Origin of the sequence: Mycobacterium syngnathidarum, assembly GCF_001942625.1 — a bacterium.
GTDB classification, from domain to species: Bacteria; Actinomycetota; Actinomycetes; order Mycobacteriales; family Mycobacteriaceae; genus Mycobacterium; species Mycobacterium syngnathidarum.
The window spans coordinates 13,981-40,318 of record NZ_MLCL01000029.1 but is presented as its reverse complement, the minus strand read 5'-3'; the positions used below and the strand labels follow the sequence as shown (position 1 = coordinate 40,318).

20 protein-coding genes and 2 pseudogenes are annotated in these 26,338 nt (G+C 66.9%); 4 read left to right on the top strand and 18 right to left on the bottom strand.

Annotation, left to right across the window (positions count from 1 at the left end; genetic code table 11):
* Positions 1–13 precede the first annotated feature (13 nt).
* Entirely contained in the window at positions 14–2,065 is a 2,052-nt protein-coding gene (locus BKG60_RS08150; protein ID WP_070189047.1) for an NAD(+) synthase, read from the bottom strand.
* Between the two features lie 57 nt (positions 2,066–2,122).
* On the opposite strand from BKG60_RS08150, the gene BKG60_RS08145 reads away from it, so the two are divergent.
* Positions 2,123–2,662 (top strand): cysteine hydrolase family protein, encoded by a 540-nt coding sequence (locus BKG60_RS08145; RefSeq protein ID WP_075909499.1) that lies wholly within the window; start codon positions 2,123–2,125, stop codon positions 2,660–2,662.
* Between the two features lie 3 nt (positions 2,663–2,665).
* Here BKG60_RS08145 and BKG60_RS08140 read toward each other — a convergent pair whose 3' ends face one another.
* A complete protein-coding gene (locus tag BKG60_RS08140) occupies positions 2,666–3,598 on the bottom strand; it encodes a phosphotransferase (RefSeq protein ID WP_075909498.1) in 933 nt (310 codons plus the stop codon).
* Between the two features lie 69 nt (positions 3,599–3,667).
* On the opposite strand from BKG60_RS08140, the gene BKG60_RS08135 reads away from it, so the two are divergent.
* Complete coding sequence (locus BKG60_RS08135) at positions 3,668–4,507, top strand: NAD-dependent protein deacetylase (RefSeq protein ID WP_075909497.1); 840 nt, start codon at positions 3,668–3,670, stop codon at positions 4,505–4,507.
* Here the strand turns inward: BKG60_RS08135 and BKG60_RS08130 are convergent.
* Positions 4,479–5,762 carry a cytochrome P450 gene (locus BKG60_RS08130; protein ID WP_075909496.1) on the bottom strand — a complete coding sequence of 428 codons (1,284 nt, stop codon included), beginning with the start codon at positions 5,760–5,762 and terminating at the stop codon, positions 4,479–4,481. The genes BKG60_RS08135 and BKG60_RS08130 overlap by 29 nt on opposite strands.
* A gap of 66 nt (positions 5,763–5,828) precedes the next feature.
* On the opposite strand from BKG60_RS08130, the gene BKG60_RS08125 reads away from it, so the two are divergent.
* The gene (locus tag BKG60_RS08125; protein WP_070943471.1) at positions 5,829–6,464 is read left to right on the top strand and encodes a TetR/AcrR family transcriptional regulator; all 636 of its coding nucleotides are present in this window, start codon (positions 5,829–5,831) and stop codon (positions 6,462–6,464) included.
* Between the two features lie 48 nt (positions 6,465–6,512).
* On the opposite strand, the gene proB is transcribed toward BKG60_RS08125, so the two are convergent.
* From proB to BKG60_RS08060, 13 genes are all read right to left on the bottom strand, one after another.
* The gene (proB, locus tag BKG60_RS08120) at positions 6,513–7,613 is read right to left on the bottom strand and encodes a glutamate 5-kinase (protein ID WP_070943472.1); all 1,101 of its coding nucleotides are present in this window, start codon (positions 7,611–7,613) and stop codon (positions 6,513–6,515) included.
* Complete coding sequence (gene obgE / locus BKG60_RS08115; RefSeq protein ID WP_070189041.1) at positions 7,610–9,058, bottom strand: GTPase ObgE; 1,449 nt, start codon at positions 9,056–9,058, stop codon at positions 7,610–7,612. Before obgE ends, proB begins: the two co-directional genes overlap by 4 nt.
* A 90-nt stretch (positions 9,059–9,148) precedes the next feature.
* A complete protein-coding gene (rpmA, locus tag BKG60_RS08110; protein ID WP_003879727.1) occupies positions 9,149–9,415 on the bottom strand; it encodes a 50S ribosomal protein L27 in 267 nt (88 codons plus the stop codon).
* A gap of 47 nt (positions 9,416–9,462) precedes the next feature.
* A complete protein-coding gene (gene rplU, locus BKG60_RS08105) occupies positions 9,463–9,774 on the bottom strand; it encodes a 50S ribosomal protein L21 (protein ID WP_029367319.1) in 312 nt (103 codons plus the stop codon).
* Positions 9,775–9,939: 165 nt separating this feature from the next.
* On the bottom strand, positions 9,940–12,909 hold the full coding sequence (gene rne, locus BKG60_RS08100) for a ribonuclease E (protein WP_075909495.1): 2,970 nt from the start codon (positions 12,907–12,909) through the stop codon (positions 9,940–9,942).
* 288 nt (positions 12,910–13,197) lie between these two features.
* Positions 13,198–13,620 (bottom strand): nucleoside-diphosphate kinase, encoded by a 423-nt coding sequence (gene ndk, locus BKG60_RS08095; protein WP_070189039.1) that lies wholly within the window; start codon positions 13,618–13,620, stop codon positions 13,198–13,200.
* Between the two features lie 84 nt (positions 13,621–13,704).
* Positions 13,705–14,043, bottom strand: coding sequence for a DUF4233 domain-containing protein (locus BKG60_RS08090; protein ID WP_083650279.1), 339 nt, complete (start codon positions 14,041–14,043; stop codon positions 13,705–13,707).
* A gap of 77 nt (positions 14,044–14,120) precedes the next feature.
* A complete protein-coding gene (folC, locus tag BKG60_RS08085) occupies positions 14,121–15,527 on the bottom strand; it encodes a bifunctional tetrahydrofolate synthase/dihydrofolate synthase (protein ID WP_075909493.1) in 1,407 nt (468 codons plus the stop codon).
* Positions 15,524–18,220, bottom strand: a complete 2,697-nt coding sequence (locus tag BKG60_RS08080; protein ID WP_075909492.1) for a valine--tRNA ligase — start codon at positions 18,218–18,220, stop codon at positions 15,524–15,526. Before BKG60_RS08080 ends, folC begins: the two co-directional genes overlap by 4 nt.
* Positions 18,221–18,320: 100 nt before the next feature.
* Entirely contained in the window at positions 18,321–18,941 is a 621-nt protein-coding gene (locus tag BKG60_RS08075) for a DUF937 domain-containing protein (protein ID WP_070189035.1), read from the bottom strand.
* A gap of 115 nt (positions 18,942–19,056) precedes the next feature.
* On the bottom strand, positions 19,057–20,352 hold the full coding sequence (locus BKG60_RS08070; RefSeq protein ID WP_165688705.1) for a saccharopine dehydrogenase family protein: 1,296 nt from the start codon (positions 20,350–20,352) through the stop codon (positions 19,057–19,059).
* Positions 20,318–22,285 (bottom strand): S9 family peptidase, encoded by a 1,968-nt coding sequence (locus BKG60_RS08065; RefSeq protein WP_075909490.1) that lies wholly within the window; start codon positions 22,283–22,285, stop codon positions 20,318–20,320. Before BKG60_RS08065 ends, BKG60_RS08070 begins: the two co-directional genes overlap by 35 nt.
* Before the next feature lie 64 nt (positions 22,286–22,349).
* Entirely contained in the window at positions 22,350–22,961 is a 612-nt protein-coding gene (locus BKG60_RS08060) for a hypothetical protein (RefSeq protein WP_131823353.1), read from the bottom strand.
* Between the two features lie 134 nt (positions 22,962–23,095).
* On the opposite strand from BKG60_RS08060, the gene BKG60_RS08055 reads away from it, so the two are divergent.
* Positions 23,096–24,244, top strand: a complete 1,149-nt coding sequence (locus tag BKG60_RS08055) for an FAD-dependent monooxygenase (protein ID WP_070943479.1) — start codon at positions 23,096–23,098, stop codon at positions 24,242–24,244.
* A gap of 156 nt (positions 24,245–24,400) precedes the next feature.
* Here BKG60_RS08055 and BKG60_RS32820 read toward each other — a convergent pair.
* Both BKG60_RS32820 and BKG60_RS08045 read right to left on the bottom strand, forming a co-directional pair.
* Positions 24,401–24,631 (bottom strand): annotated as a pseudogene (locus BKG60_RS32820) (transglycosylase family protein); the annotation flags it as partial.
* A gap of 342 nt (positions 24,632–24,973) precedes the next feature.
* Positions 24,974–25,207 (bottom strand): annotated as a pseudogene (locus tag BKG60_RS08045) (transglycosylase family protein); the annotation flags it as partial.
* Between the last annotated feature and the right edge of the window lie 1,131 nt (positions 25,208–26,338).

Genomic DNA, 26,338 nt, shown 5'->3' with positions numbered 1-26,338 from the left:
GCTGGCCAGGCATCTATTGCTCGGGGATGCTCCGCTCGATCTCGTCGAGCCAGATACGTGCCGACATGTCCGAGGGCGCCCGCCAATCCCCGCGCGGCGAGAGGGATCCGCCGTGCGACACCTTGGGACCATTGGGCAGCGCCGAACGCTTGAACTGGGAGAACGAGTAGAACCGCTGCGCGAACACCTGCAGCCAGTGCCGGATCTCTTTGAGCGAGTACGCCGGGCGCTTGTCCTCGGGGAACCCGGCGGGCCAATCCCCATGGGCCGCGTCATGCCAGGCGTGCCAGGCCAGAAACGCCACCTTGGACGGACGGAACCCGTAGCGCAGCACCTGGAACAACGAAAAGTCCTGCAGCACATACGGACCGACCTTGGCCTCGCTGCTCTGGATCTCCTCGTCCTCCCCGGTGGGGACCAGCTCCGGGGTGATCTCGGTTTCCAGTACCGACTGCAACACCTCGTTGACTTCGGAATCCTCGGAGCCGAACTGCCCCGACGAGATCACCCAGCGGATCAGGTGCTGGATCAGGGTTTTCGGCACACCGCCGTTGACGTTGTAGTGCGACATCTGGTCACCGACCCCATAGGTCGACCAGCCCAGCGCCAGCTCGGACAGGTCGCCGGTGCCCAAGACGATGCCGCCGCGCTGGTTGGCCAACCGGAACAGGTAGTCGGTGCGCAAACCGGCCTGCACGTTCTCGAACGTGACGTCGTAAACCTTCTCGCCCCGGCCGAACGGATGGTCCATCTCGGTGAGCATCAGCTCGGCAGTCTTCTTGATGTCGATCTCTTCGAACGTCACACCCAGGGCACGGCTCAACCGGATGGCGTTGTTCTTGGTCCGGTCACCGGTGGCGAAGCCGGGCAGGGTGAACGCGAGGATGTCGCTGCGTGGCCGGTTTTCCCGGTCCATCGCCCGCGCGGCCACGATCAGGGCATGCGTGGAATCCAAACCACCGGACACCCCGATGACCACCTTGGGGTAGTTCAGCGCCCGCAGCCGTTGCTCCAGCCCGGAAACCTGTATGTTGTAGGCCTCGTAGCAATCCTGTTGCAACCGTGTGGGGTCCGCCGGAACGAACGGAAACCGCTCGACCTCACGCCGCAGCCCGATGTCGTCGGTCGGCGGGTCGAGCTGGAAATCGATGCGGCGGAATGAATCCACTTGGGCGCCATGATGTCTGGCGTTGTCATCGAAAGTACCCATCCGCAGCCGCTCGGACCGCAGCAACTCCAGGTCCACGTCGGCCACCGAGCGCCGTTCACCCCGCGGAAAGCGCTCGCTCTCGGCGAGCAGCAGCCCGTTCTCCCAGATCATGGTCTGGCCGTCCCAAGCCAGGTCGGTCGTCGACTCCCCCTCGCCGGCCGCAGCGTACACATACGCCGCCAGACACCTCGATGAGGCCGAACGTGCCAGCAGCGCACGATCTTCGGCGCGACCGACTGTGATGGGGCTGCCCGAGAGATTGGCCAGCACCGTGGCGCCGGCCATCGCAGCCTGCGCGCTGGGTGGCACCGGCACGAACATGTCCTCGCAGATCTCGACGTGCAGCACCAGACCGGGAACATCGGAGGCCACGAACAACAAGTCGGGCCCGAACGGCACCTCGGCACCGGCCACGTGGATGGTGCCACGCACATCGTTGCCCGGAGCCATCTGCCTGCGCTCGTAGAACTCGCGGTACGTCGGCAGATAGGACTTGGGTGCCACACCGAGCACCGCGCCCCGGTGGATGACCACCGCCGTGTTGTAGATCCGATGCCGGTACCGCAGGGGCGCGCCCACCACCAGGACCGGCGTCAACACCACCGACGCCGCGACGATTTCGACGAGCGCCTGTTCCACCGATTCCAGCAGCGCATCCTGCATGACGATGTCGTCGATCGAGTACCCCGACAAGGTCAATTCGGGGAACACCGCGACAGCCACACCGTCGTCGTGGCAGGCCTGCGCCAACCGGAGCACCGATTCGGCGTTCGCCGGCGGATCCGCCAGCGCTGTGTGGTGAGTGCAGGCGGCAACCCGCGCGAAACCGTGTCGATAGGCGCTGTAGAAGTCCATCGCGCCCATTGTCACCCGAAAAGTGTCAAGATCGGGCCAGCGGGTACCAATTGACGCATGAGCGATACCGCACTGGTGGTCGTAGACATGCTCAACACCTACCGGCACGAGGATGCCGAATTGCTGGCACCCAATGTGGCAGCGATCATCGATCCGCTGGTCGGGCTGATCGAGACGGCGCGCGGCCGCGACGATGTCGACCTGATCTACGTCAACGACAACTACGGCGATTTCACCGCCCAGTTCAGCGACATCGTCGAGTCCGCCCTGACCGGTGCGCATCCGGACCTGGTGCGCCCGATCGCACCCGCGGACGGCTGCCTGCTGCTGACCAAGGTGCGCCACAGCGTGTTCTATGCGACCGCACTCGATTATCTGCTGGGCCGGCTGGAGACCCGGCGGTTGATCCTGGCGGGCCAGGTCACCGAGCAGTGCATCCTCTACAGCGCCCTGGACGCGTACGTGCGACATTTCGACGTGGTGATCCCGGCTGACGCGGTGGCGCACATCGATGCCGGCCTGGGCCAGGCCGCGCTGGAGATGATGCGGCGCAACATGAGCGCCGAAGTGGTCCCTGCCGCCGAGTGCCTCGGATGAATTTCAGGTCAGCGGCGCAGACTCGCGCCAAGACTCCAGCATCGGCAGCACTCCGTCGGCGAGCACCGGTAGCTGAGGTATCAGGGTCACACAGCTGACCATGGTCAACGTCGCGGCGGCATCGACCAAACGCTGCACTTCGGGATTCGTGACTCGCAAGCCCAGTTCCCGCGCCGCCGCGTCGTACTCGGCCGCCGCCGCCGGGCCGGCCAGCGCGAGATCCCACTCCACCGGACCACAAGTGACGTCCTCGAAATCGGCGAACCGCACGCCGTCGGTGGTCCGGATGACGTTGAGCGCCGGCCCGTCCCCGTGAATGGTCTGAACACTCACGTCGGGGAACCTGGCCTCGAACGAGGCACGGTCGGCGAGCACCGATCGCAGCGCCGCGTATTCGTCGCGTATTCGGCTGACATCGCTCGGCAGCAACGGCGCCGCATCGTCCAAGTTGTCGATCAAGCCGCCGAGCGATCGGTTGACCGGGGTGAGAAACGGCAATTCGTCCGGATATCGCGCAAGGGCCGCGTGCAACGTCGCGGTATGAGCCATGGAGACGGCCGAGTACGGCTCATGGTCCGCCGCAACATCGACCAGCTCCCAGAACGTCATCCCGAACCCCTCTCGGCGCACGGGCGACCGGGGCAGCATCGGTGCCGGAACCACGACCGGTAGGCCCTGACTGTCGAGCCAGGCGACCACGTCCAGTTCCCGCTGTTGCCGCTCAGCCTGGGCCTGGGGTGTCATCCCGGGTGGCAGCACAACCTGGACGCGCGCCACCACCGGGGTCGGTTCCAGGCGGACGACAATCGAGAACGCGTCGTGCAGCACCGTCGTGTTCGTGGCAGGCAGGCCCAGCGCACGCCCGGCCTCCAGCGCCACCTCCGCCACCCGCCGGGTACGGTCAGCGAATTCGGGCGAGGCTGTCGAGACCGGCACTCCGCCACTCTCCCACACTCATTGCCGGTGCCCGCTGCCTCCGGTGAGTTCCGATCTACCCTGGACCTCGTGGATGCTCCCGAACTCGTCGCCCTGCTTCAGGGGCGCCGCGTCGCGGTGTTGACCGGGGCCGGGATGTCGACCGATTCGGGCATCCCCGACTACCGCGGGCCCGACTCCCCGCCCAGCAATCCGATGACCATCCGGCAGTTCACCTCCGATCCGCTGTTCCGGCAACGGTACTGGGCCCGCAACCATGTCGGCTGGCGCCACATGGACCAAACCATGCCCAACGCCGGGCACCGGGCCCTGGCCGCATTGGAATCCACCGGTGTGGTGAACGGACTGATCACCCAGAACGTCGATCTGCTGCACAGCAAGGCCGGCAGCCGATCGGTGGTCAACCTGCACGGCACCTACGCGCAGGTGGTCTGCCTGGACTGCGGCGCGACGATGGGTCGCGACGAGTTGGCCACGCTGCTGGAGGCGGCCAATCCCGGATTCATCGAACGCGCCGAGGCGGTCGGTGGGATCGCGGTGGCTCCCGACGCCGACGCCGTGGTGCGCGAAACCGAGTCGTTCGTCATCGTGGGCTGCCAGGCCTGTGCGGGCATGCTCAAACCCGACATCGTCTACTTCGGCGAGAGTGTCCCCAAAGACCGTGTCGAGCAGGCCTATTCGATGGTGGACGAGGCCGAGGCGCTCTTGGTGGCGGGTTCCTCTCTTACCGTCTACTCCGGCTACCGGTTCGTCCGGCATGCCGCAGCCCACGGCATCCCGGTCGGCATCATCAACCGCGGCGCCACCCGCGGCGACGACCTGGCGGCGGTGAAGGTCGAAGCGGGCTGTTCGGAGATGCTGGCCCTGTTGGCCGGCGAGCTCAGAACGTGCACGGCATCGACCGGATAGCGTGCACGAAGTTGCCCGCCAGATAGGCCGGTTCGCCCGCCGCGATGTCGGGCAGCTGGTGCAGCAGCTCACCGAAGATCGCCCGTAACTGCGTCCGGGCGACGTGTGCGCCGAGGCAGAAGTGGCGGCCACCGCCCCCGAATCCCAGGTGCGGATTGGGCTTTCGGCTCAGATCGAAGACCTCGGGCCGGTCGAACACCTGGCCATCCCGGTTACCCGAGGAATAGAACATCACCACCTTCTCCCCCGCCGCGATCTGCGCTCCGCCGAGTTCGACATCGACGGCCGCAGTGCGGCGAAACGTCATCACCGGTGTGGCCCAGCGGACGAACTCTTCGACGGCGCCGCCGATCCGGTCGTCGAAATCCGCCATGAGCCAGGCCCTCTGGCCAGGATGGTCGGTGAGCGCTTTGAGGGCGTGGCTGGTGGTCTGGCGGGTGGTGTCGTTGCCTGCCACCGCCAGCAGGACGAAGAACGCCGCGACCTCGGCATCGGTGAGCCGGTCCCCGTCGACCTCGGCGTGGACCAGCGCGCTGATCAGATCGTTGCCCGGGTTCTGCCTGCGTTCTGCGGCAAGCGCATTCGCGACCTGATGCAGATACATCTGGTTCTGCAGCAGCACCTCGAGCGGGTCGCGCCCGGCGAGGTAGACAGGGTCGGCCCAGGACACCAGCGCATCCGCAGCATGTGCCACCCGCTGACGTTCGGACTCGGGTATCCCGACCATGTCCGACAGCGTGCGAATCGGCAGCTCCTTGGCGCACTGGTCGACGAAGTCCACCCCGCTGCCGACTTCCTTGAGTTCGGCCACGATCTGGCGCGCGTTCTCCTTGATCGAGTCTTCGATGCGGGCAACCTGCCGGGGGGTGAACGCTGCGTGGACCAGTTTGCGGATCAGTGTGTGCCGCGGCGCGTCCATCGCCAGGAAAGACTGTGACGCCTCGAGCAGCTCCTCCGGAATGGATTCGAACAGCACCCCTTTGCCCGACAGGAATGTCTCGCTGTCACGGCTGACCGCGACGATGTCCGCGTGCCGGGTGACCGCCCAGAACCCGCGATCGTCGGGATCCGGCATGAGCGCGTCCTCGACCGGCGGATGCCAACTCACCGGGCGCGAGGCACGCAGCTCGGCGAAGGCCACCTCGCGATCGGCGGCCGTGGTGGCCCAGAACACCCGCGACGACAGGTCGATCGGGTCGTACGGGCGGGCGGCAGCGGGCCAGGACGGAGCAGATGTGATGGGCGACACAGTCATGTTGGTGACGATAAGTCTAGACACTATGTCTAGTCAAGGTGTGACCCGTTCCGATACGCTGGGCCCATGCCATCGGTAACGCGAAAACCGCAGGCCAAAAGGGAGGAACGGCGCGAGCGGATCGAACGCCAACTGCTCGATGCCACCGACCGGCTGATGGCCGACGGCACCAGCTTCACCGAGCTCAGCGTCGACAAACTGGCCACCGAGGCCGGGATCTCCCGGGCCAGCTTCTACATCTACTTCGAGGACAAGGGCCATCTGCTGCGCCGGCTGGCCAGCCAGGTGTTCGGCGATCTGACCCAGGCCGCCGAACGATGGTGGACTGTCGCCGGTCGGCGCGACCCCGCCGATGTCCATGCCGCCATGTCGGGCATCATCGCGAGCTATCGCCGCCACCAGCCGGTGTTGATCGCACTCAACGAGATGTCGGGCTACGACCCACTGGTCGGCCAGACCTACCGCGAGCTGCTGGCCGGGATCGGTGACCAGCTCACCCGGGTGATCGAGGACGGTCAGGCCGACGGGTCGATCCGGCCGCAACTGCCTGCGGCCGCCACGGCGAGCACCCTGACCTGGATGGTGGAGCGCACCTGCCACCAGAATCTGCCGTCACATCCGCCGTCCTACGACGCCGAATTGGCCGACACCCTCACCCAGATCATCTGGGGTGCGCTCTATCTCGAGTCCCCCAACCTGTGATTTGTGGAGTTTCAGCCGTACGCGGCACGGTCAAGACTCCACAAATCGCTAGAGGGCGACCAGATCGTCGGCGTGCACCGCGGGCCGGCGCAGTTCGGCCGGCAGATCCGGCGTGGAACGGCCGATGATCGCGGCCAGCTCCGACGCCTCGTAGGCCACCACACCGCGCGCGACGGTTTGCCCGTCAAGCCCCCGCAGATCCACCACATCGCCGCCATGGAACTGTCCGGCGACCTCGGTGATCCCCGCCGGCAGCAGCGAGCGCCGCTGGTTGACCACCGCCCGCACCGCGCCGTCGTCGAGGGTCAACGCCCCGTGCGACTCCGCGGCATGGCGAACCCAGAAGCGCCGCGCCGACATCCGCTCGGGCCGCGGTGCGAACACGCTGCCCACCGAGGCATCGCTCAGGGCTGCACCGGCATCCGCAGCGGCGGCCAGCAGCACCGGCACGCCGGCATCGGCGGCCAGCAGCGCCGACGACAGCTTCGAGGCCATCCCGCCGGTACCCAGGTGGCTGCCGGCGCCGGCCACCACCCCGTCGAGATCCCCTTGGGCAGCGACCTCGGGAATGAAGCGCGCGTTGCCTTTTCGGGGGTCAGAGTCGTACAGGCCGTCGATATCGGACAGCAGGATCAGCGCATCGGCACCGACCAGCTGCGCCACCAGCGCCGAAAGCCGGTCATTGTCACCGAACCTGATCTCGTTGGTGGCCACGGTGTCGTTCTCGTTGACGATCGCCACCGCGTGCAGGGCACGCAACCGGTCCAGCGTGCGTTGAGCATTGTTGTGCTGCACCCGCATGGCGATGTCGTGGGCAGTCAGCAGAACCTGGCCGACTGTGCGGCTGTAGACGGCGAACGCCGAACTCCACGCATTGACCAGGGCCACCTGCCCCACACTGGCGGCGGCCTGCTTGGTGGCCAGATCCGTTGGGCGCCGCGAAAGTCCGAGCGGCTCAATTCCGGCCGCGATGGCACCCGAGGAGACGATCACCAGGTCGGAGCCGGCTCTCATCCGCTCTTCGATCGCCTCGACCAGGACCGCGAGCCGACCTGCGTCGAAGACCCCTGACGGGGTGGTGAGTGCGGTGGTGCCGACCTTGACGACTACCCTGCGCGCGGTGCGAATCGCCTGGCGATGAACGCTCACGCGTCCTCGCTACCGGGCTGGCGGCGCTCCCGTCGGGCAGCCTTGCGCTCCGCGGCACCGGTCCGGTCGGTCTGCTCGAGCCGAATGTCGGTGCCTCGGCCGGTCATCGGCATGTCGACACCGGCCGGGGTCTGCGGCTCCCAGTCGAAGGTCATGTCACCAATGGTCACGGCGCAGCCGGGCTTGGCACCCAACTTCAACAGCTCATCCTCGACTCCCAGGCGCGCCAACCGGTCACCGAGGTAGCCGACGGCCTCGTCGTTGTCGAAGTTGGTCTGGGCGATCCAGCGCTCGGGACGCGTGCCGCGCACGATGAACCCGCCGTACCCGTCGGTCTCGACGGTGAATCCGCTCTCGTCGACGGCGATCGGCCGAATCACCGGACGGCGCGGCACCACGGCCGGCTGCGCATCACGATAGGCCTTGACCAGCTCCCAGAGCGCAAAGATCAACGGGCGCAACCCGTCACGGCTGACCGTCGAGATCTCGTACACTGGCCAGCCGAACCGTTCGGCAACCTCTTCGCGCACGAAGTCGGCCAGCTCCCGGGCATCGGGCACGTCGATCTTGTTGAGCACCACCGCCCGTGGGCGTGACGCCAGATCACCGAGGGTGGAATCGCCTTGCAGGGTCGGCGTGTATGCGGCGAGTTCGGCTTCCAGTGCCTCGATGTCGGAGATCGGGTCGCGGCCGGGTTCCATGGTGGCGCAATCCACGACATGCACGAGCACCGCGCAGCGCTCGAGGTGCCGCAGGAAGTCCAGGCCGAGGCCCCGGCCCTCGGACGCACCGGGAATCAGGCCGGGAACGTCGGCGACGGTGAAGGTGTTGTCGCCGGCCGACACCACACCGAGGTTGGGCACCAGCGTGGTGAACGGGTAGTCGGCGATTTTGGGTTTGGCTGCCGAGATGGTCGACACCAGAGACGATTTGCCCGCCGAAGGGAAGCCGATCAGGCCGACATCGGCGACGGTCTTGAGCTCCAGGGTGAGGTCGCGGGTCTGGCCCTTCTCACCGAGCAGGGCGAAGCCGGGGGCCCTTCGGGCCCGCGAGGCCAAGGCGGCATTGCCCAGGCCGCCACGACCACCTTGCGCGGCTTCGAATCGGGTACCGGCACCGACCATGTCGGCCAGCATCCGGCCGTTCTCGTCGAGCACCACCGTGCCGTCCGGCACGCGCACGATCAGATCTTCACCGGCGGCGCCGTCCCGGTTGCTGCCCGCCCCCTGCTTGCCCGAGGGTGCAACGACATGGGGATGGAAGTGGAAATCCAGCAGCGTGTGGACCTGTGGATCCACGACGAGCACGATGCTGCCGCCGCGGCCGCCGTTGCCGCCGTCAGGACCGCCGAGGGGTTTGAATTTCTCGCGGTGCACCGATGCGCAGCCGTGGCCGCCGTTCCCTGCACTCGCGTGGATGACGACGCGGTCGACAAACCGGGGCATCGGGCATCCTCTCCGTCGAATGTGAAGCTATCGCGATAGTCCTGTCGAGAACTCGCAGCTGCTTCACATTCGCGGAGAATCCTCTTTGTCTCAGGCCTCCGGGCGCGGCACGGGAACAATGTTCACGTGCTTGCGGCCACGCTTGGAACCGAACTCCACGGAGCCCGGGGCCAGCGCGAACAGGGTGTCGTCGCCGCCACGGCCGACGTTCACGCCGGGGTGGAAGTGGGTGCCGCGCTGCCGCACCAAAATCTCGCCGGCCTTGACGACCTGGCCACCGAAGCGCTTGACGCCGAGCCGCTGTGCTGCGGATTCACGACCGTTGCGCGAGCTGGAAGCGCCCTTCTTGTGTGCCATTTATATGTCCCTCGCCCTCTGCTGCCTGTTCTTCGCCTGACGGCTCATCACTTGATGCCGGTGACCTTGAGCACGGTCAGCTGCTGACGGTGCCCCTGGCGCTTGTGGTAGCCGGTCTTGTTCTTGAACTTGTGGATGCGGATCTTGGGGCCCTTGGTGTGCTCCAGCACCTCGCCGGTCACGGCGACCTTGGCCAGGTCATCGGCCTTGCTGGTGACCTTGGCGCCGTCGACCACGAGGGCCACGGGCAGCGACACCGAGGCGCCGGGCTCGGCGTCGAGCTTCTCAACCTTCACCACGTCACCGGCGGCAACCTTGTACTGCTTGCCACCGGTCTTGACGATTGCGTATGTCGCCATCGTGTCCTCTGCTCTGCTGCTCTCTGCGGGCGCGCGCTACCGGTCGGTGCGTGCGCGGGTCTTGGGTGGCGGGATGCCCCGCCGTCACCGGCCTGCGACTACCGCAGGCACTGGAGACAACTGGTCAAGGGTACTTGACCAGCTGGTAGAGGGTCAAACCGCCCGCTACTCGTGGCTGGGCGGCCCCGCCGGCCTGGCTGCGGCGCGCCGACGGGTGCGGCCCCGGCTCGGCGGTGCCTCGACGACCACGGGCTCCGACACCTGGTAGGTCTCCTGGTCGGGGTCGTCTGAGTCTTCGGCATAGTCGAACTCGTCGGAGTCGTCCTCGTCCGAGTCGTCATCCTCGTCCGAATCGTCGTCGATCTCGTCCAGGTCGTCATCGTCGTCGTCGTCGTCGTCGTCGAGGTCCTCGTCGTCGAGGTCGATCTCGCCCTCGTCCTCGTCGTCAGATACGTCTTCGGACTCCTCGGACTCGTCGGTGTCCTGCGTGCCGAACTCGCCGTCGGTGGATTCGTCGGGCACGTCCACGAGCTCGGCCGTGACCTGCTCGTCGCTCTCGTCCTTGCCGGTCTTGCCGGCGGTGCCCTCTTCGACCGACTCGTCGAGCGATTCGTCATCGTCGTGGTGCCGGCCGTTGGCCTCGGCCATCGCCTTGAACATCGGGTGTTCGCCGGCCGGATGGTCGGGCACCTTGACGACTGGTACCTCTTCGGGCTCGGGACGGGCGTTGCCCCGCTTGCCGCGCTTGCTGCGGCGACCGCCGCCGCTGGCTTCGGCCTTGCGACCGGCGTTCGACGATGAGGCGGTGTCGACGGGATCACCGTGCAACACGATGCCGCGGCCGCCGCAATGCGTGCATGAGGTCGAGAACGCCTCGACCAGTCCGGTACCCAACCGCTTCCGGGTCAGCTGCACCAACCCCAGTGAGGTCACTTCCGACACCTGATGACGGGTACGGTCCCGGCCGAGTGCCTCGGTGAGGCGGCGCAGCACCAGATCCCGGTTCGATTCGAGAACCATGTCGATGAAGTCGATGACCACGATGCCGCCGATATCGCGCAAACGCAGTTGCCGCACGATCTCCTCGGCGGCTTCGAGGTTGTTGCGGGTGACGGTCTGCTCGAGGTTGCCGCCGGCGCCGGTGAACTTGCCCGTGTTGACGTCGACGACGGTCATCGCCTCGGTGCGGTCGATGACGAGAGTTCCGCCGGAAGGCAGCCACACCTTGCGGTCCATGGCCTTGGCCAGTTGCTCATCGATGCGGTGCACGGCGAAGACATCGGGAGCATCGGCGCCACCGGCGGGTTCGTACTTCGTCAGCCGCCCAACCAGGTCGGGGGCGACGGTGCTCACGTACTTGTTGATCGTGTCCCACGCCTCGTCACCGGAAACGATCAGACCCGAGAAATCCTCGTTGAACAGGTCGCGGATGACCTTGACCAGCACGTCGGGCTCTTCGTAGAGCGCGACGGCCGAGCCGGCCTTCTTCTCGGTGACCTCGGCGGCCTTGGCCTCGATTTCGGTCCAGCGCTGCTGCAGCCGCTCGACATCGGAGCGGATGTCGGACTCCTTCACGCCCTCGGAGGCGGTGCGGATGATCACGCCGGCATCGGCTGGCACGACCTCTTTGAGGATCTCCTTGAGCCGCTGGCGTTCGGTGTCGGGCAGCTTGCGACTGATCCCTGTCGACGACGCCCCCGGCACGTAGACCAGGTAACGGCCGGCCAGTGACACCTGGGTGGTGAGGCGGGCGCCCTTGTGCCCCACCGGGTCCTTGCTGACCTGGACCACCACGTAGTCGCCCGGCTTGAGTGCCTGCTCGATCTTGCGGTTCGAGCCGCCGAGCCCGGCGGCCTCCCAGTTCACCTCACCGGCGTAGAGCACACCGTTGCGGCCGCGGCCGATGTCGACGAATGCGGCCTCCATGGAAGGCAACACGTTCTGCACGATGCCCAGATAGATATTGCCCACCAGGGAAGCCGATGCGGCCGAGGTCACGAAATGCTCGACGACCACGCCGTCTTCGAGCACCGCGATCTGGGTGTAGCGAGCACCCTCGTGGGGCGGTTCGGTGCGGACCTTGTCGCGCACGATCATGGTGCGTTCGACAGCCTCGCGGCGGGCCAGGAACTCGGCCTCGCTCAGGATGGGCGGGCGACGGCGGCCCGCGTCGCGGCCGTCACGTCGGCGCTGGCGTTTGGCTTCCAGGCGGGTCGATCCGCTGATCCCCTGGATCTCCGAATCATCGCTGCCCTTGCCGGACCGCTCGGCGCGCGGGGCGCGCTCGTGCACGACGGTGTTGGGCGGGTCATCCGGCGAGCCGGCGTCATCGTTGTCACCCGAGCCCGACTTGCGTCGCCGGCGACGACGCCGACGGCGACTGCTGCCGTCGCCGCCGGTGGTGTCCTCGTCGTTGCCGTCGTCCGACTCGTCGGAGTCATCGGAATCCTGGTCGGATTCGCTCTGGTCGTCGGCGCTGTCGGAATCGGAATCCGGACCCGATTCGGGTGCGTTGTCGTCGGACTGCTCGCCGCGCCCACGACCACGCCCCCGGCGACCGCGCCGGCGCCGGCGCGCGGCGGGACGATCCGCCTGTTCGTCATCGCCGTCGGAGTCGGTGTCGGTGTCAGTGGTGTCGTCGTCGTCCTCGTCTTCCTCGTCGACGTGTACCTGAATGAAGCTGACCGGCTGCGGCGCCACGAACAGCGGCAGGTAATCGGCCCGCTCGGTGTGCGCCTCCCGTTCCGTGGGAATGTTCGCCGTCTCCAGGATCAACCGGGACTCTGGCTCGTCGCCGACCAGGACGGGGTCGGCCTGCTGCTCGCCACCGGTCGAGCCCTCGACCGCGGTCACCACAGACTCGGTGACCGTGACGGCCTCGACCTGGACCGGCTCCGCGTGCACAGGTTCTGCCGGTTCGGCCGCCAGCGCCTCACGGACCCGCTCGGCGTCGACCTTGTCGATTGTGGAGTGCGCGCTGCGCTGACGCCCGTCGAACTCTGCCAGCGCATCGAGCACGCGCCTGCTGGTGGTGCCGAGGACCCGCGCCAGCGAGTGGACTCTCAGGCGCTCGGGCAGTCCCTCCTGTTGCGGAGTCTGGGTTGATAGGTCGTCATTCTGGGCGTCTTCGGCCACGAATTCTCCTCAAGCCCCCGGGCGCGTCAGATGACGCGGCCACGCGAGGGCTTCCGCTATTGGCCCGGGACACTTTCCCCGGACTTGTTGTGGTCTCGCTCCGGGCGGCTCGCTACCGAACCCACCCGGTGCCTGGCTGAATGATGGCTGGACGGCCCGCGCCGCACCGGATTGCGGTGGTCGCGCTCGTCGAAGTCTTCATTCGGGTTTTCAGCCTCGGTTGAGGCCGGCTACCCGCACCCAGTATCCCACATCACTGACGCGGTACTGACCAGACTGCGAGAAGGTTTATCCGGCGGAGGCTTCGCCAGGGAACCACAGGGCGATCTCGCGGGCCGCAGACTCCGGAGAATCCGAACCGTGGACGAGGTTGTCCTGGGTCACAAGTGCCAGGTCACCACGGATGGTGCCGGGCACAGCCTTCTCCACCGGGTCGGTGCCGCCGGCGATCTGACGGAACGCCGCGATGGCACGCGGGCCTTCCACGATGGCCGCGACAACGGGACCGGAGGTGATGAACTCCAGCAGCGAATCGAAGAACGGCTTGCCGTCATGCTCGGCATAGTGCTTCTTGGCCAGCTCAACGCTGACATTCTTCAGTTCGAGCGCTGCCAGGGTCAGACCCTTCCGCTCGATCCGGCCGAGGATCTCCCCGACCAGGTGGCGCTGCACGCCGTCGGGCTTGATCAGGACAAGGGTCTGCTCAGTCACGGCAGGAAGCGTACCGGTCGGTAACCGCGCCGCGCCATTTCGGGGGCCCGACCGGGCCCGCCCTGTGGCGCAGCTATCTCCGCCCTATTCGCCGGGCGGTTGCTGCCCCGGCAGCAGACCACGATCCTGCCGGCGTTTGACCTCGCCGCGCAGATACACGATCAGTAGCCAGACCACGGCGAATATCACCCCGATGAAACCGATGGCCCCATGGATGAGCGCTCCGGCGATCACCACCAGCTGAATACCCAGGTTCGCCCAGATGGCCCACGAGCGGCCCTGGATCCCCGACATCAAAATCAGCACTACGGCCAGCCCGACCACGAATCCGCCCGAGGTCCAGGTCAGTCCGGTGGCGCTGACTCCCACCACCGGCAGGGCCAGCAACACCACGATGGCCTCCAGGATCAGTGTCCCCGCCATCACCCCGCGGAAACTCTTCCACGGGTCCGGCGGGGCCGGCTTGTCGCTCGGCGTCTGATCGCCAGGGGTTTGATCGCTCACTGTGGGTCCCGTCCGAACAGGGTCCGGGCCGCGCCGGCAGTCACCACCGAACCGGTGATCACCATGCCGGCCCCGGACAGGCCTTCGTCGGCCCCGGCCTCCTCGACCAGGGCGGTGGCGGTCTCGATGGCATCCGCCAACGTCGTGGCGGTGATCACCCGGTCCTGCCCGAAGCGCTCCTCGGCCAGCGATGCCAGCGACTCGACGTCCATCGCCCGCGGCGAGCCGTTGTGGGTGACCACGATCTGATCGAACACCGGCTCCAACGCGGTCAGGATGCCACCGGCATCCTTGTCCGCCATCACCGACACCACACCGACCAGGTTGCGGAAATCGAACTCCTGCTGCAGGGTCTGCGCCAGCGCCGCGGCGCCGGCCGGATTGTGTGCGGCGTCGATGAAAACCGTTGGTGCACTTCGCATTCGCTCCATGCGCCCGGGGCTTCGCACCTCCGCGAAACCGGCCCGGATCGCCTCGACATCGAGCTGACGGTCGGCGCCGGCACCGAAGAACGCCTCGACCGCGGCCAGCGCGAGAACCGCGTTGTGGGCCTGATGCTCGCCGTGCAGCGGCAGGAAGATGTCGGAGTACACCCCGCCCAGCCCCTGCAGTTCCAGCAGCTGCCCGCCGATGGCAACCTGCCGGCTGAGGACCGCGAATTCGGAGTCCTCGCGGGCCACGGCCGCGTCGGCGCGCACCGTCTCTGCCAGCAGCACTTCCATGGCCTCCGGCACCTGCTTGCCGATGACCGCCACGGTGTCGGTCGGCACCAGGTCATCGGGTTGCCGCGTGATGATGCCGGCCTTCTCCCCCGCGATCTCGGCGATCGTCTCACCCAGATAGTCGGTGTGGTCGATGCCGATCGGGGTGATCACCGCGACCGGGGCATTGACGACGTTGGTGGCATCCCAGCGTCCACCCATCCCGACCTCGATGACCCCGACGTCGATGGGCACGTCGGCGAAGGCGGCGAAGGCCATCGCGGTGAGGACCTCGAACTTGCTCATCTTGGGGCCACCGGCAGCTTCGGACTGTCGGTCCACCAACTCCACGAACGGTTCGATCTCGGTGTAGGCGTTCACGTATTGCGCTGGGGTGATGGGCTTTCCGTCGATCGAGATGCGCTCCACCGCCGACTGCAGATGCGGGCTGGTGGTCCGTCCCGTGCGCCGGTGCAGCGCGACCAGCAACGCATCGATGATGCGTGCCACCGACGTCTTACCGTTGGTTCCCGCGACGTGGATCGACGGGTAGGCCCGCTGCGGCGAGCCCAGCAACTCCAGCAGGGCGGAGATCCGTGCCGTGCTGGGATCCAGCTTGGTCTCGGGCCACCGCTGATCGAGCAAATGCTCGACCTGCAGCAGCGCGGCGATCTCGTCCGGCGAAGGGACCGGATCGGTCATTGGGGCAGCCCGGCCAGGCGTGCGGTGATCCGTTCGACCTCTTCGGAGGCCAGCTGTTGGCGTCCGCGGATCTTGTCGACGACGTTCTCGGGCGCCTTGGCCAGGAACGCCTCGTTGCCGAGCTTGGCCGTCGTGGTGGCCAGTTCCTTCTGCGCAGCGGCCAGATCCTTTTCCAGCCGCCGCCGCTCGGCGGCGACGTCGACGGTGCCCGAGGTGTCCACCTCGACGAGCACCGTGGCCTGCGTCAGGCGCACCTCGACCGAGGCCGACGGGGTGAACCCGTCACCGGCGTCGGTCAGCCAGGCCAACGCTGTCACCGCGGGCAGGTGCTCGGTCAGACCGGCCTCGGTGACCGCCGACAGTCGGGCCGGGACCCGCTGCCGATCGGCCAAGCCTTGGTCGCTGCGGAAGCGACGCACCTCGGTGATCAGCTTCTGCATGTCGGCAATGTGTTGTGTTGCAACAGGATCGAGCGCGATACCCGAGGGCTGCGGCCACGCTGCGATGACGATCGACTCGCCGTCGGTGAGCGCCTTCCACAGCGTCTCGGTGACGAACGGCATGACCGGGTGCAGCAGCTTGAGCAGCGCGTCGAGGACGGCCGCCAAGACGGCGGTCGTATGCGCGACGGCTTGATCTTTTTCGGAACCGAGCTGCACCTTGGCCAATTCGACGTACCAGTCACAGAATTCGTCCCAGGCGAAGTGGTACAGCGATTCGCAGGCCCGGCTGAACTCATAGCTGTCCAGTGCCGCATCCACTTCGGCGCGAACCTCTTCGAGGCGACCGAGGATCCAGCGGTCGGCGTCGGTGAGATCGGCAGAAGTAAGGAGAGCGGACTGGGCTTGATGCTCTTCGCCCGAGGGGCTCATCGCCGCACCGTTCATCAACGCAAAGCGGGTCGCGTTGAACAGCTTGGTGGCGAAGTTGCGGGAGGCCCTGGCGTGGTCCTCGCCGATGGACAGGTCACCCCCGGGGCTGGCGCCGCGGGCCAAGGTGAATCGCAGCGCGTCGGCGCCGAACTTCTCCACCCAGTCCAGCGGGTCGATGCCGTTGCCCCGTGATTTGCTCATCTTGCGGCCGAACTCGTCGCGGATCAGGCCGTGCAGGAAGACGTTCTCGAAGGGGACCTGCGGACCGCGGGCGCCGTCGAACGTGATGGCCGGATCGTCACCGACGAACGTGCCGAACATCATCATCCGGGCCACCCAGAAGAACAGGATGTCGTAGCCGGTGACCAGCACCGAGGTCGGATAGAACTTGGCCAGGTCCGGGGTGTGCTCGGGCCAGCCCATGGTGGAGAACGGCCACAGTGCCGACGAGAACCAGGTGTCGAGCACATCGGGATCCTGGACCCAGCCCTCCGGCGGGGTCTCGTCGGGGCCGACGCACACCGTCTCGCCGTTGGGGCCGTGCCAGATCGGGATGCGGTGTCCCCACCACAGCTGCCGGGAAATGCACCAGTCGTGCATGTTGTCCACCCAGGCGAACCATCGCGGCTCCAGGCTGGGCGGATGAATCACGGTGTCGCCGTTGCGCACCGCGTCGCCGGCGGCCTTGGCCAGGCCGTCCACCTTGACCCACCACTGCAGGGACAGCCGGGGCTCGATGGGCTCGCCGCTGCGCTCGGAGTGCCCGACACTGTGCAGGTAGGGCCGCTTCTCTGCGACGATCCGATCCTGTTCGGCCAGCGCCTCTCGGACCTTGATCCGGGCCTCGAACCGGTCCATGCCGTCGAATTGCGTTCCGGTGTCGGCGATCCGGCCCTTGGCGTCCATGATCGTCGGCATCGGCAGCTGATGGCGCAACCCGATCTCGAAGTCGTTCGGGTCATGCGCCGGGGTGACTTTGACTGCACCGGTACCGAATTCGGGGTCGACGTGAGTGTCGGCGACCACGATCATCTCGTGATCGACGAACGGGTGCGGCAGGGTTTTGCCGACCAGGTGGCGGTAGCGCTCGTCGTCGGGGTGCACCGCGATCGCGGTGTCACCGAGCATGGTCTCGACGCGGGTGGTGGCCACGACGATGTGGGGCTCGTCGTCGTTCATCGAGCCGTAGCGGAACGAAACCAGCTCGCCCTCGACGTCGGAATACTTGACCTCGAGGTCGCTGATCGCGGTCTCCAGCACCGGTGACCAGTTGACCAACCGCTCGGCCTGGTAGATCAGACCCGCATCGAACAGCCGCTTGAAGATGGTGCGCACCGCGCGCGACAGCCCCTCGTCCATGGTGAAACGGTCGCGGCTCCAGTCCACACCGTCACCGAGGCGACGCATCTGCCCGCCGATGGTGCCGCCGGATTCGCGCTTCCAGTCCCAGACCTTCTCGACGAACGACTCGCGGCCCATGCCTTGCCGGCTCAGCCCCTCAGCGGCGAGCTGCTTTTCCACCACAGTCTGGGTTGCGATGCCGGCATGATCCATCCCGGGCAGCCACAGCACCTCATATCCCTGCATACGCTTACGCCGGGTGAGGGCATCCATCAGGGTGTGGTCGAGCGCGTGGCCCATGTGCAGGCTGCCGGTCACGTTGGGCGGCGGCAAGACGATCGAGTACGGCGGCTTTTCGCTGGCCGGGTCGGCGGTGAAGTATCCGGCATCCACCCAGCCCTGGTAGAGGTCGGCTTCTACCGCAGCGGGATCCCAGGATTTGGGGAGGGCATCGGCGCGATTGTCAGGGCTGGGGGTCACCGAGCCATTCTAAGAAGGACGGGTCCGAATACGCGAAAGCCCCCGATGCCCGGTGCGTTCGCTGGGCTTCGGAGGCTTTCGAGCCGGCTTGCGGGCGGGGCTACTTCCTGCCGCCGAGCAGGCCACCGAGGATCTCACCGATGGCATTGTTCTGGCCGCCACCGCCGCCGAGAACACTGCCCAGGATGCTGCCGAGCGGGTTGTTTGCGGCCGCACCACCGCCGCCGACCGCACCGCCCAGGATGCTGCCGAGGACGTCCCCGAGCCCGCCACCGGAAGCCTGGGGCTGCGGGGCCGACTGTGCCGGCGCATTCTTCTGGGCGAACTGCTTGCCGATGTAGGCCAGCACGATCGGCGCCAGGATCGGCAGCAGCTGCTTGATCAACCCACTGCCGCCGGCGTCGGTACCGGCCAGCGCGGACGCGACCTGATTGCTGTCGTTGCCACCGAAGATCTTCGAGACGATCTGGTTGCCCTCGTTGGCGTCGACCTGATCGACGCTCACACCGCCGTCGAGCAGGCCACTGGCGCCCTTTGCGGTGACCGTCGACTCAAGGTCACTCGAATCGATGTTGTCCGCCTGGACGTTCTCCGCGACACCGCCGACCAGGGCCGGAACCAGGGTCTTGATGGCAGCGTCCACCTCGCCTTCATCTGCGCCGAGCTTGTTGGCGATATCCGCCACGGGGATCTGAGCGAAAAGTTCGTCGAGACCGGCCATTGTTCATCCCATCTTCGTTGCTGGCGTACTGGAAGTCCTCGGCATCGACACTAGTCGAATGTGATCTTGTCCCACAGGTCTTCGACGCAGGCCGATCCATTCATGTTGCGGCAGCTCAGGTCAGCGCGGTGGTCTCCAGCGACACGCCCGCGGCCGGTAGCCGGGTGAGGAGCACATCCCCCATCGCGGCCACCGGTGTCAGCACGCCGCGCCGGTCCGACAGGGCGTCGCGGTCGGTTGCCAGCGCGAGCCCGCACTCGCCGAGCAACACCGCGGTCGACTTGTATCCGGGATCACCTTGCTGAGCCATGCTCGTCACGTACCGTGCGCCCGATGCCGTGGTGGTGTATGTCTCGACGCGGTAGTGCCCACGCTCGCGGGCGCGTTCGCTGGGGCCGGTTCCCGGTTTGGGCGCCAGCTTCGAGACGAAACCGCCGGGCAACCGGTTGAAGTACCGGCCGCCCATCCCGAGCGTGAAGGCGTTCGCGCCCGTCACCGCTGCGGCAGCCAATGGCGCGGCAACCGAGCGTCCCAAACTCATCTGCTCGGCGTATTCGAAGCGGCGTCCGTAGGCATAGTTCAGTAATGCGTTGCTGCGGCGCACGATTCGGGTGTTCGGGGCGGCCATGGCAAACGCGCCGGTCCAGTAGCCGGCCAGCTCGGGGGCGATCTCACCGCCGCGGCGCCACCGCACGTCGGGCTGAGCGCCGAGTTCGGGCTCGGCCCCGCGGTCGGGGCTCAGGGTGTACGGATCGTTCATCAGGGCGCGGGCCTCGGGATCCGACGACAGCGTGTCGAGCAGTTCGAGCATCGAGGCGACGGTGCCGCCAGACACGCCACCGGCGAAGCTGCGTACCACCAGGTTGGTGTCGCCGAGCTCTCCGGCACCGTCTGCGACGGCTTGCCGATGGAGCGCGTACACCGTGAGATCGGATGGCACCGAATCGAATCCGCACGAATGCACGATGCGCGCGCCCGTGTCGACCGCCTGCTTGTGATGCAGGTCGATGCTGTCGCGGATGAACGTCGTCTCACCGGTGAGATCGGCGTAGTCGGTTCCGGCGGCGGCGCAGGCCGCGACCAACGGCATGCCGTAGCGGGCGTAGGGGCCCACCGTCGTCACCACGACCTGGGTGCGGGCCGCCATCGCATCGAGCGAGGCCTGGGAGGTGGCGTCGGCGGTCACCAGCGGCCACGACTGCGCGCCGGCCCCCAGCCCGTCACGGACCGCCCGCAACCGCTCCTCGGAACGGCCGGCCAGGGCGATCCGGGCCGCTCCCCCGGCTCTGGCCAGGTATTCGGCGGTCAGTTTTCCGGCGAAACCAGTGGCGCCGTACAGCACCAGATCAAACTCACGCTGCGTCACGATCTCGACGCTACCCGAGCAGTTCGGGCAACTGCACCGGTTCATCCCTCAGGTGCTCACCCAGGAATGCGGTCACCACCTGGTACCAGAGCTTGGCGTGCTGGGGCGAGAGCACCCAGTGGTTCTCCGTCGGGTAATACAGGAACCGGTGCGGGCTCTCGCCGTTCTCGTCGGCGGGCAACCCCGAGTACGTCAGTAGTTCGAACCACAGCCGCAATGCCTCCCCGATCGGCACGCGATAATCCTTGTCCCCGTGGATCACCAGCATTGGAGTGGTGATCTCACGGACGAACCGGTGCGGTGAATTGTGCTGGGCCATCTCAGGTGTCATCTCGCGGGCCCACCAGTACGCGCCGTCGGTGGTGGGGCCGAACTGGTCCAGTGCCCACAGGCTGGCATGTGTGACGATGGCATCGAATCGATCGGTGTGTCCGGCGATCCAATTGGCCATGTAGCCGCCGAACGATCCACCCATCGCAGCGGTGCGCGACGCATCGATGCGCGGATGTTCGCATGCGGCATCCGTCGCCGCCATCAGGTCGGTATAGGGTTCGTCACCCCAGGCACCCCAACCCCGTGCGATGAAGTCCTGGCCGTATCCGGTGGACAGTCCCGGATCCGGCATCAGTACCGCGTAGCCCTGGGCGGTGAGCAGCCACGGATTCCACCGCCAGTGCCAGCTGTTCCAGCTTCCCAGCGGCCCGCCGTGGATCCACAACACCAACGGAGCCGCTTCGTCACCGTCGGGCAAGGTGAGCCAAGACCGGACCGGCGTGCCGTCGGCGGCGGTCGCGGTCACCTCGGTGAGGGTGCCCGGCAGCTCGGGCATGTCCAGGCACGGCAGCGCGGTGACGGTGCCGTCCTGATCGATGCGGACCGGATGCGGTGGCGCGGAGTACGAGCTGCGCAACGCATAGATCACCCCGCCGGGTGCGGGGCGCACGTCGGTGTAGGTGAAGTCGTCATCGGTCAACCGGGTGACCGTGCCGGAGGCGGGATCGACGGAGAAGATCGGGCCACGGCCACCGTCGTCGGCCGTCACGATCAGCGCCGACGAATCCGCCGCCCAGGCCACCGATGAGGGCCAGCGGTCCCAGCCGCCGGTCAGCTCCACCGGTTCGGCTCCGAACCGCATGCAGCACAGTGTGATCCGGGGCGGCGAGGTCGGAGTGGAGTGGGTTTCCCTCGTGAAGGCCACGGCATGGCCGTCGGGGGCGATGGCCGGGTGCTCCAAATCCGCCCCGGGTTCCTCGGCGATCGTGGCACGCTCCCCGGTCGCCCGGTCGATTCGTACCAGGGCCACCCGCACCGCCGCGCCGGGGCCCGAGACCCGCCAGGAGGTCACCACGAAGTCACCGTGGGCACTCAGGTCGAATGAGGTCTCACACAACGCCGCACCCGGGCCTGTGGTCAGATCCCTTGTGGCGTCGGCATCGAAGAGGTGGAGCTGGTCGGGGCCGAGGTCGTGGTCCCAGTATCGGACCGGATAGCCGGCGTGCAGGATCGCCGACACCTTGTTCTGCTTGCGGGCCTCGCGCCGCGTCTTGTCGTCATCGATGCCCGATGACGACGACAGCAGCGGCGCGGCCACCACGGTGACCTCGGCGGCCCGGGCACTGGACATACGGGTGACACCGCCGGGCATCGTCAGTACCTCGAATGCCTCTCCGCCGGTGGCGGGTAGGCGCCACAGGGCGGTCGGCGGTTTGTCGTCGTCCTCGCCGGGGCGCGCCGCGAGGAACAACACGTCGCCCCCGGCGGTGAACACCGGCGCCGACTCCCCCTTGGCCCCATGGGTCAGCCGGCGCGCGGGTTCGACGCCGGCGGGATCCAATTCCCATATGGCGCTGAGGAACTCATTTCGCTTTTCGTTGAGTGTGCTGACCGTCGTGACCAGCCGCGAGCCATCTGGGGACATCGCCAGACCTGACACCCGGGGCAATGCGAGGTAGTCATCGAGATCGTCGAACACCGTCATGGCTCCCCACCGTAACGGCGCGGCCCGCACCGGGGTCCGGTACGGGCCGCAGGACGTCGGTCAGTTACACCACTTCGGTGACCTGCCCGCTGACGTCGGCCCGCACCTGCTTGCTGCTGCGCTCTCCCTGGACGTTGATGAACAGGATCACGTTCTCGTCGAACGGGAGGTTGCGCTTGATACTCACCGTCTGGACCTTGCCGTCGGGAATCTCGCTTGCCGCCACGGCGCCGTCGATCGCCGCGGCGATCGCACTGCTGGGCACGTCGGAGGTGGAGAACAGATTCTGCTGCAGCGCCTCGGTGTCGTCGTCATAGTCGATCGGGCGAGATGGTGCGACGGCGCCCGAGGTGTAACTCCATTCGTTCAACTCGGTCGGGGCGTTCGGGTCGATGGCCTCCACCTTGAGCACTCCCGGTGTGATCACGATGTCGACCACCTGCATCGGGTTGGCGCCGACCTTTTCCGCGATGGCCGCAAAGGCGTTGTCGATACCCTCTGCGGTGAACAGGTTGCCCGAGACCGCTTCGGTGATCTTCTCGGTCCCCGACGTCACGACCTTCTCGGCTGCCCCTGCGGCCGCATCCCTGATCTCGGTCACCTTCGAGCAGCCACTCAATGCGGATGCAGCCAAGGCGGCTGCGCCGAGCGCAGCACCGAAGCGGGTGAGTTTCATCGGGTCCTCTCCATCGTTGTATCCCGACCATTCGGCGGGGGGAGTCTGTGCAATCACTGTGCAGACGCTGGAAGGCTACCGATCCCGAGTCTGGTTGCGGTGAGTCACCTCAGCGGCCCGACTAGATTCGAATGATGGCAACGTCCGTACTGGTCATCGGCGCGGGTATCACCGGCCTGGCGACCGGAGTCGCACTGCAGCAGCAGGGGTTCGACGTAGGCGTGGTCGAGGCTCGCCGCGATGTCGCCCTCGGCGCCGGGATCAGCCTTTGGCCCAACGCGCTGGCCGCCCTCGATGAGATCGGCCTCGGCGATCAGGTGCGCGGTGCGGGCGGTCGGGTCGCCACCGGTGCGCTGCGTCGTGCAGGCGGGGCGTGGTTGCGTCGGCCGGCCCCGCAACGGTTCACGCACGCGCTGGGCGAACCGCTGGTGGTGATCAGACGCGCCACCCTGACCGAAATCCTCACCGGCGCACTCGCACCCGGCACCGTGCAGTACGAACTCACGGCCGACAAGGTCGACATCGGCACCTCGGACGTGCGGGTCACGTTCACCGACGGCAGCATCCGCGAAGCGGCCGGCCTGGTCGGCGCCGACGGTGTCGACTCCGTCGTGGCACGACACCTGAATGGTCCACTGTCTCGCCGCTACACGGGCTACACGGCTTGGCGCGCGGTCGCCGCATGCCCGCTCGATCCAGATCTGTCGGGTGAAACCCTGGGCGCCGGCTCCCAGGTCGGACACGTACCGCTCGGCTCCGACCACACGTATTGGTTCGCCACCCAGCGTGCGCCACAGGGCCAGACCAGTCCCGACGGCGAGCTGGCGCACCTCAAGAGGCGCTTTTCCGAATGGTCGGAACCGATCCCGACACTGCTGGCCACGACCGATCCCGATCAGGTACTCCGGAACGATCTCTACGACCGTGCGCCAGCCCGCGTCTGGGCCCGCGGTCCCGCGGTGATCGCCGGCGATGCCGCCCACCCCATGCGCCCACATCTGGGCCAGGGCGGTTGCCAGGGGCTGGAGGACGCCGCCATCCTGGCGGCTCTCGCGGCCAGAGGGCCGGATCTGGGTAGCGCGTTTTCCCGGTTCGGGGCGATACGTCGCCCGCGGGTCAAAAAGATCGTCCAGGAGGCGGAATTGATCGGCCGGCTGGTAAACCTGCGTCCGTCGGCACTGAGCGCCGCGGCCACCCGAGCTTCCGTGCTGATGCCCGAGTGGGTGTTGACCCGGCACCTGGCCTCGATCGCCGGCCGCGGGGCATTCACCCCGGTGCGCTGACTCGGTGCGGACTCAGCGCGGAACGCCGAAAGCTCCCAGGGGGTCCAGGAACGTCGAGCAGATCCGGCGCAAGTCGAAGATGCCGAGCACCGCGCCCGGGCGCACGGCCTGGCAACCTGTCGGTGCACTCGGCGCGGCCCAGCCCGCCGGCATTCCGCCACGGGCCCCGCACTTGGGCCAGGCCCTGATCCCCTGGCTGGCCAAGACGTTCTCGGCCACCCGTATCTGCTCCTCACGGGACGCGGAAGCGGGCGATCCGACGCCGCCGTGCGAGGCCCAGGTGGTGGGCTTGAACTGTAGGCCGCCGTAGTGCCCGTTACCGGTGTCGGTGGACCAGTTGCCGCCTGATTCGCAGGCTGCGATCGCATCCCAGTTCACCGTGTCGGCACCAGCCGTCGCCGACGTGGCGAGCGCGGGTGCCAGCATGAGCCCCGCCGACATCGCAGATAGCCAGAAAGCCCTGGTCAACGCCTTTCGTTTGGTCATCTCGTGGTCCTTCCCCGACCTTTGACACCAAGGACCACGGCAGATGCCGATCACGTTCGTGCAACTGTGCGGTCACTAATGGGTTCGTGTGACCAACGTCACCCGTTACAGACGGGACGGAAGTTTTTTTCGGAGGTTCCCGGGACTGGAGTAACCGGAGGGCTCTCTGATGAAACAGAAGCGGTGCCGGGCCGAAGGCCCGACACCGCTTCATATCAAGTTGTGGTTGGCGCTGCGCCAGTCCTAGCCGCGCTTGCCGCACACCGGCCAGGCGCCGATGCCCTGGCTGCGCAGCACGTTCTCGGCGACGCGGATCTGCTCGGCACGCGAGGCCTGGTGCGGCGAGCCGGAGCCGCCGTTGGAGCGCCAGGTGCCCATCGTGAACTGCAGGCCACCGTAGTAGCCGTTACCGGTGTTGATCGCCCAGTTGCCACCCGACTCGCAGGCAGCGACGGCGTCCCAGTTGACGCTGTCCGCATTGGCGGTACCGGCGCCCAATGCCACGGGAGCCACAGTGAGCGCTCCGGCGATGATGCCCAGCCCAAACGTCTTGCGGATGTTCTTCACTTCTTTCCTTTCGCCAAGCGCGCGCCATCGGCACCCGCCCAGGCGGGTGCGGAAGCCTGAATCAGGCCGGAGGGGTTGGTTCGTGCCGTCTCGGTCAGGCACGAAAGGGAGGGCCACAGTGCCTGGCCCGGGCTCAGGCCCAGGCCCCCGCGTCGGGCGTAATCGCCACCGCGGCCCCACTCACACGCAGGTTCTTGGTGTTGAAATTATTTGCTCCCTGTGGAGTCGCTTTGGACCGTACAAAGGTCTCGGGGAGAAGTCATATCGGCGTCGGAGCGATAGCGGAAAGATCACGAGCAGATAACGGGACATCGTTCGAATCGTTTATGCAGGTCAGCGACCAGCCGCTGGCGTTACCGTTTCGTGATCGGCGCAAACGGATCGTGAGGCAGATCACGCGCTTTTTGTGAGCTGGCGCACTTACTTGGTGTGCGATGTTGAGGCAAACAACGCTTGAGACAACAATAGGCCCAGGTAGATGCCATCGGCGAGTGTCACTACGCACCGCTCCACCGGAATCTGTTCGCTGCCGTCCGGCAGGCGCGCAGCATCGCGCAGAACCTTCAATCATCTTGGAGCACAAGGGATATAACACCCCCTGGGCCACTCCCGCGGATCCCGCCCCTACCCGATGGTCACACTCGAGCTCGTTAGCTGGCCAGGCAAACATGCTGCGCCACAATATATCTGGACGATTGAAACAGAATCGTCGGCCCGCCTGGCCAACTCTACGGCAAGCCGTGGGATCGCCCTGGTCCGACAAACAGAACGGTCAGCGGCATTTTGACACAAAATTAGAAGCACTCAACACCTGCGCCGGCCAATAGCGGGAAGGACTTCGCTGCGGCGAAACAAGGCGAATGATATTGGACAGCAGTCACTTTCGCGTACGGGGACGGTCCCCCTGGGTATGACCTGGCCCGAATTCACTCGGCTTCCCGGGGCCCAAATCGCGCTCAAAAGGAGCTCAATTATTTCGAAACGGTAAATTGCGCTCAGTTCAAGAGCGAATTCGCAATTTGCTGAGCATCGTCGGGCCCG